Genomic DNA, 7,232 nt, shown 5'->3' with positions numbered 1-7,232 from the left:
CAACGGCCTGCGTCCGGCCCGCTACTGCATCACCGACGACGACCTCGTCGTCATGGCTTCCGAGTCCGGCGTGCTGCCCATCCCCGAGGCCAAGATCGTCAAGAAGTGGCGTCTGCAGCCCGGCAAGATGTTCCTCATCGACCTGGAGCAGGGCCGCATCGTCGACGACGAGGAACTGAAGAACCAGTTCGCCAACGCACGCCCGTACCGCCAGTGGATCGAGAACGTTCGCGTCAAGCTGGACGACATCGCCGTGCCCGACACGGCCCGCCCCGGCTTCACGACGACGTTGCTGGACCGCCAGCAGGCCTTCGGCACCACGCAGGAAGACATCAAGTTCCTGCTCGCCCCCATGGCCGCCAATGGCGAGGAGGGCATCGGCTCCATGGGCAACGACTCGCCGCTCGCGGTGCTGTCGGGCMAGAACAAGCCGCTCTACAACTACTTCAAGCAGCTCTTTGCCCAGRTCACGAACCCGCCGATCGACCCGATCCGCGAGAACATCGTGATGTCGCTGAACAGCTTCATCGGCCCGAAGCCGAACCTGCTGGACATCAACGCCATCAACCCGCCGATGCGCCTGGAAGTCAGCCAGCCCATCCTCGACTTCGACGACATGGCGCGCCTGCGCGGCATCGAGAAGCCCACCAACGGCAAGTTCAAGCCCAGTGAGCTGGACATCACCTACCCGCGTGACTGGGGCCGCGCCGGCGTGGAAGCGCAGCTCGCCTCGCTGTGCGCCTCGGCGGTTGACGCCATCAAGACCGGTCACAACATCCTCATCATCACGGACCGCCATCTGAGCCAGGACCGCATCGCGATTCCCGCGCTGCTGGCCCTGTCCGCCGTCCACCACCATCTGGTGCGTGAAGGCCTGCGCACGACGGCCGGCCTGGTCGTCGAGACCGGCACCGCCCGCGAGGTGCACCACTTCGCCGTGCTGGCCGGGTATGGCGCCGAAGCCGTCCACCCCTACCTCGCGCTGGAAACGCTCGAGGCCATGAAGGACGAGCTGCCGCCCAAGCTGACCGCCGAACAGGCCCGCTACAACTACATCAAGGCCGTGGGCAAGGGTCTGTCCAAGATCATGTCCAAGATGGGCATCTCGACCTACATGTCCTACTGCGGCGCGCAGATCTTCGAGGCCATCGGCCTGAAGCCGGACTTCGTCGAGAAGTACTTCCGCGGCACCGCCACGCAGGTGGGCGGCATCGGCGTGTTCGAGGTGGCCGAGGAGGCCATCCGCATGCATGAGGCGGCCTTCAGCGACGACCCGCTGCTGGACAGCATGCTGGAGACTGGCGGCGAATACGCCTGGCGCACCCGCGGCGAAGAGCATATGTGGACGCCCGACGCCATCGCCAAGCTGCAGCACGCGGCGCGCTCGGGCAAGTTCGAAACCTACAAGGACTACGCCCAGCTCATCAACGATCAGAGCAAGCGCCACATGACGCTGCGCGGCCTGTTCGAGTTCAAGTTCGACCCGACCAAGGCCGTGCCGCTGGAAGAGGTCGAGTCGGCTGCCGACATCGTCAAGCGCTTCGCCACCGGCGCCATGTCGCTGGGCTCCATCTCCACCGAGGCCCACGCCACGCTGGCCGTCGCGATGAACCGCATCGGCGGCAAGAGCAACACGGGCGAGGGCGGCGAAGACCCGGCCCGCTACCGCAACGAGCTCAAGGGCATCAAGATCACCGCTGGTACCAAGATCAGCGACGTGATCGACGGCAAGGTCATCGCCGTCGACTACGAGCTGAAGGAAAACGACAGCCTGCGCTCCAAGATCAAGCAGGTGGCCTCGGGCCGCTTCGGCGTGACGACCGAGTACCTGGTCAGCGCCGACCAGATCCAGATCAAGATGGCCCAGGGCGCCAAGCCCGGCGAGGGCGGCCAGCTGCCCGGCGGCAAGGTGTCCGAGTACATCGGCATGCTGCGCCACTCGGTGCCGGGCGTGGGCCTCATCAGCCCGCCGCCCCACCATGACATCTACTCCATCGAGGACCTGGCCCAGCTCATCCACGACCTGAAGAACGTCAACCCGAAGGCGGACGTGTCGGTCAAGCTGGTGTCCGAAGTCGGCGTGGGCACGGTGGCCACCGGCGTGGCCAAGTGCAAGGCCGACCACATCGTCATCGCCGGCCATGACGGCGGCACGGGCGCGTCGCCATGGAGCTCCATCAAGCACTGCGGCACGCCGTGGGAGCTGGGCCTGGCCGAGGCGCAGCAGACCCTGGTGCTGAACCGCCTGCGCGGCCGCGTGCGCGTGCAGGCCGACGGCCAGATGAAGACCGGCCGCGACGTCGTCATCGGCGCGCTGCTGGGCGCCGACGAGTTCGGCTTCGCCACCGCACCGCTGGTGGCCGAGGGCTGCATCATGATGCGCAAGTGCCACCTGAACACCTGCCCTGTGGGTGTGGCCACGCAGGACCCGGTGCTGCGCAAGAAGTTCACCGGCCGCCCCGAGCACGTCGTCAACTACTTCTTCTTCGTTGCCGAGGAAGCGCGCCAGATCATGGCCCAGCTGGGCGTGCGCAAGTTCGACGAACTGATTGGTCGCAGTGATTGGCTGGACACCAAGAAGGCCGTCTCGCACTGGAAGGCCAAGGGCCTGGACTTCGCCCGCATCTTCCACCGCCCCAACGTCCCGGCCGACGTGGCCCGCATCCACAACGATGTGCAGGACCATGGCCTGGAGCGCGCACTGGACGTCAAGCTGATCGAGAAGTGCCTGCCCGCCTTCGAGAAGGGCGAGAAGGTGCAGTTCATGCAGGAGGTCAGCAACGTGCGCCGCTCGGTGGGTGCACGCCTGTCCGGCGAGCTGATCCGCCGCAAGCCCGAGGGCCTGCCCGACCACACCATCTTCATCCAGATGGAAGGCACCGGCGGCCAGAGCTTCGGCGCCTTCCTGGCGCATGGCATCACCTTCTACCTGATCGGTGACGCCAACGACTACACCGGCAAGGGCATGTCGGGCGGCCGCATCGTCGTGCGCCCCAGCATCGACTTCCGCGGCGACGCGACCAAGAACATCATCGTCGGCAACACCGCGCTGTATGGCGCGACGCGCGGCGAGGCCTTCTTCCGTGGCGTCGCCGGCGAGCGCTTCGCGGTGCGCCTGTCGGGCGCCACGGCCGTCGTCGAGGGCACGGGCGACCATGGCTGCGAGTACATGACCGGCGGCACCGTCGCCGTGCTCGGCAAGACCGGCCGCAACTTCGCAGCCGGCATGAGCGGCGGCATCGCCTACGTGTTTGATGAGGACGGCCACTTCGCCAAGCGCTGCAACACCAGCATGGTGTCGCTGGAGAAGCTCGCCACGGCGCAGGAGCAGGAAGCCAGCGTCGACAAGGCCATCTGGCACCGCACCAAGGGTGTCGACGGCGTGGACCGCGAGGCCCAGACCGACGAGGCCATCCTGAAGAAGCTGCTGGAGGACCACCACCGCTGGACCGGCAGCCAGCGCGCCCGCGACATCCTCGACCACTGGGCCGAATCGCGCGGCAAGTTCATCAAGGTGTTCCCGAACGAATACCGCCGCGCGCTGGGCGAGATCAACGCCGCCAAGGAAGCCGCACAAACCATCGCTCAGGCCAAGGCGCCTGAAGCCGTCACCGCCAAGGCCTGAGGAGAGGGAGCATGGGAAAAGTCACCGGCTTCATGGAATACGAGCGTCTGGAAGAGGGCTACGAGCCCGCGCCCGCCCGCGTCAAGAACTACAAGGAATTCGTCATCGGCCTGAACGTCGAGCAGGCGAAGCAGCAGGGCGCGCGCTGCATGGACTGCGGCACGCCGTTCTGCAACAGCGGCTGCCCGGTCAACAACGTCATCCCGGACTTCAACGACCTGGTCTACAAGGGCCGGCCGGAGGACTGGAAGAACGCCATCGTCGTGCTGCACAGCACCAACAACTTCCCCGAGTTCACCGGCCGCATCTGCCCCGCGCCCTGCGAGGCGGCCTGCACGCTGAACGTCAATGACGACGCGGTGGGCATCAAGTCCATCGAGCACGCCATCATTGACCGCGCCTGGGCCGAGGGCTGGGTCACGGCCCAGCCGGCCAAGGTGCGGACCGGCAAGAAGGTGGCCGTCGTTGGCGCCGGCCCGGCCGGTCTCGCGGCGGCGCAGCAGCTGGCCCGCGTCGGCCATAGCGTCACCGTCTTCGAGAAGAACGACCGAGTCGGCGGCCTGCTGCGCTACGGCATCCCGGACTTCAAGATGGAGAAGTCCCACATCGACCGCCGCGTCGAGCAGATGAAGGCCGAGGGCGTCGAGTTCCGCACCGGCGTGATGGTCGCCGCCCTGCCCGAAGGCAGCAAGGTCACCAACTGGGCCAAGGAAACGATCGGCGCCGACGAACTGAAGAGCCAGTTCGACGCCATCGTGCTGACCGGCGGCGCCGAGCAGTCGCGCGACCTGCCCGTGCCGGGCCGGGAGCTGTCCGGCGTGCACTTCGCGATGGAATTCCTGCCGCAGCAGAACAAGATCAACGCTGGCGACAAGCTGAAGAACCAGTTGCGCGCCGACGGCAAGCACGTCATCGTCATCGGTGGCGGCGACACCGGCAGCGATTGCGTCGGAACGAGCAACCGCCACGGCGCCAAGAGCGTCACGCAGTTCGAGCTGTTGCCCCAGCCGCCCGAAGTGGAAGACCGCCCGCTGACCTGGCCCTACTGGCCGATCAAGCTGCGCACCTCGTCCAGCCATGAAGAAGGTTGCGAGCGCGAGTTCGCCATCGCCACCAAGGAATTCATCGGTGAGAAGGGCAAGCTGACCGGCGTCAAGACCGTGCGCCTGCAATGGCAGGGCGGCAAGATGACCGAGGTCGAAGGCAGCGAGCAGATCCTCAAGGCCGACATGGCCTTCCTGGCGATGGGCTTCGTGTCGCCGGTCGCCACCATCCTGGAGGCCTTCGGCGTCGACAAGGATGCGCGTGGCAACGGCAAGGCCTCGACCGAAGGTGCCAGCGCCTACAAGACCAATGTCGACAAGGTCTTCACCGCCGKCGACATGCGCCGCGGCCAGAGCCTGGTGGTGTGGGCCATCCGCGAAGGCCGCCAGGCCGCGCGTGCGGTGGATGAATACCTGATGGGTTCGACGACGCTGCCGCGCTGAGCACGCCGCCTCGCCTCCTGCAACGCGACCTCCGGGTCGCGTTTTTCATGGCGCCGTAGCAATTACTTACGGGGGCATGCCGTTCGTCGCGGCGGCATGGACGCCCGTCGAGAAGCAGTGTCGAGGTGCGCAGTTTTGCACGACATTCACGCCGGCGCTGCCGCAGAATGCCCCGAAACGACCACTTGATGGTCCTTCTACCCGGCGCTCATCGCCTCGTCGCCGCTCCACAGGAACTGCCCATGTCCCAATTCGCGTCTCCTCAGGTTCAACGTGGCTTCACGCTGATCGAGCTCATGATCGCGGTGGCCATTGTGGGCATCCTGGCAGCGGTGGCTGTCCCGCAATACAAGGACTACGTGCGCCGCGGCTCCCTGTCCGAAAGCTTCTCGCAGCTGGCGGACTACCGGATCAAGATGGAACAGTACTACCAGGACAACCGCAACTACGGGACCACGACCTGCGTCGACGCCGCCGCCGCCCCGAGTTGGAAGACCTTCGTTCCCAACGGTGCCAAGAACTTCACCTATGCCTGCAGCCTGATCAGCGCTCAGAGCTACACCATCACCGCCACCGGCAAGACAGGCACGGCGTCGGTGGGGCATGTGTACACCATCAACCAATCCAACGTGCAGGCCACGACCACCTTCAAGGGTGCGGCCGTGACCGGCAAGAACTGCTGGCTCGCCAAGGGCAGCGAGTGCTGAGGTGAACATGAAGCGGCCGGCCCTGAGGGGCGTTACCTTGATCGAGCTGGTGGTGGTGGTCGCCTTGATGGCGTTGCTGCTCATGGCCGTGATGCCCAGCGCCAGCGCCTGGATACGCAACACCCAGATCCGCAGCGTGGCCACGTCCCTRCAGACTGGCCTGCAGCGCGCTCGCGCCGAGGCGATGCGGCGCAACACCAATGTGCGCTTCTCGCTCGTACGCCTGAGCAACTCGGCGGTGATGGACAACAGCTGCTCGGTTGGAGAGGACGGCATGTCGTGGGTGGTCAGCCTTGACGACCCGGCTGGTAAGTGCGCGACCGCAGTCAGCGACACGACCGAGCCCCGCATCCTGGACAAGCATGCCACCGGCAGCGGCAGCCAATCGRTCGTGGTGCATGGGGACGATGTCGCCAGCAAAGACGCGGACACCGTGGTCTTCAACGGCTTCGGCCGCGCTGTGGACATGTCGCCCGCGGCCACGCTGACCACGCTGAACATCGACAACAACGTCCCTGGCGATGACTTCCGCGCGCTGCGCATCGTCGTCGGGACCGGCGGCGCCATCCGCATGTGCGAGCCCAAGGTCACCGCCAGCAGTGATCCGCGCAAATGCTGACCCGCTGCATCATGGAGTCCAAGGCATGAAAGCAAGCTCGAACCTGAAGGCTGGCCGCAGCCAGCACACCGGCTTTGCGATGCTCGAAGCCCTGGTCGCGCTGCTGATCTGCGCGATGGGCGTGCTGGGCGTCGTCGGGCTGCAAGGGGCCATGACGCGCGCCCAGACGTCCGCCACCTTCCGGGCCGAGGCGGCCTTCCTCGCCCAGCAGTTGCTCGGCGAGATGTGGACCAACCGCACCGGCCTCAACGCCTACGCCACGGCCAGTTGCGGGGCTGCCTGTCAGGACTGGCAGGCCCGCGTGGCGGCCCGACTCCCCAACGGCGAGTCCACGGTGACCGTGGCGGCCACGGGGGCGGTGTCCATCGAGATCCGCTGGACGGCGGCTGGTGAGTCGACCAATCGATTCACGATGGCCTCGTCCATCAACTGAGGGCCGCTGCCGTGATGGTCTTGAATTCCAAACTGACCCCCCGCCGGGCGGCCGTGCGCGGCGCGACGCTCATCGAGCTGATGATCGGGCTGCTGCTGGGCCTGGTCGTCGTGCTGGTCACCGCCCAGGTGCTGTCCTTCGCCGAAGGGCAGAAGCGCGTGACGACCGGTGGTGCCGATGCCCAGGTCAACGGCGCCCTGGGGCTGTACACCCTGCAGCGCGAAATCCAGATGGCCGGCTATGGCCTCATCGACGAGCTCTCCTTGCCCACACTCGGCTGCCCGGTCGTCGCCAACCATACGAGTACGGGCGCCTTCAACTGGACGCTCGCGCCGGTGGTGATCACCGCAGGGGCCAATGG

Annotated in this window: 6 protein-coding genes; all 6 read left to right on the top strand. The window is 66.4% G+C overall.

The features are described 5' to 3' along the window. On the top strand, positions 1-3,625 hold a 3,625-nt coding region (locus tag ACXJKR_RS19450; protein WP_457324214.1), incomplete at its 5' end, for a glutamate synthase-related protein. Between the two features lie 11 nt (positions 3,626-3,636). Next, entirely contained in the window at positions 3,637-5,112 is a 1,476-nt protein-coding gene (locus ACXJKR_RS19445; protein ID WP_457324213.1) for a glutamate synthase subunit beta, read from the top strand. Positions 5,113-5,354: 242 nt separating this feature from the next. After that, a complete protein-coding gene (locus ACXJKR_RS19440; protein WP_457324212.1) occupies positions 5,355-5,819 on the top strand; it encodes a type IV pilin protein in 465 nt (154 codons plus the stop codon). Positions 5,820-5,826: 7 nt separating this feature from the next. Beyond that, entirely contained in the window at positions 5,827-6,438 is a 612-nt protein-coding gene (locus ACXJKR_RS19435) for a GspH/FimT family pseudopilin (protein WP_457324211.1), read from the top strand. Positions 6,439-6,463: 25 nt separating this feature from the next. Then, a complete protein-coding gene (pilV, locus tag ACXJKR_RS19430; RefSeq protein ID WP_457324210.1) occupies positions 6,464-6,871 on the top strand; it encodes a type IV pilus modification protein PilV in 408 nt (135 codons plus the stop codon). A 20-nt stretch (positions 6,872-6,891) separates the two neighbouring features. Beyond that, positions 6,892-7,232: PilW family protein (locus tag ACXJKR_RS19425; RefSeq protein ID WP_457324209.1), on the top strand; the 341-nt coding region annotated here is incomplete at its 3' end.

It is taken from the genome of Roseateles sp. P5_E11 (assembly GCF_054049355.1).
The sequence above is the reverse complement of the archived record's forward strand: the minus strand, read 5'-3'. Positions and strand labels throughout refer to the sequence as shown.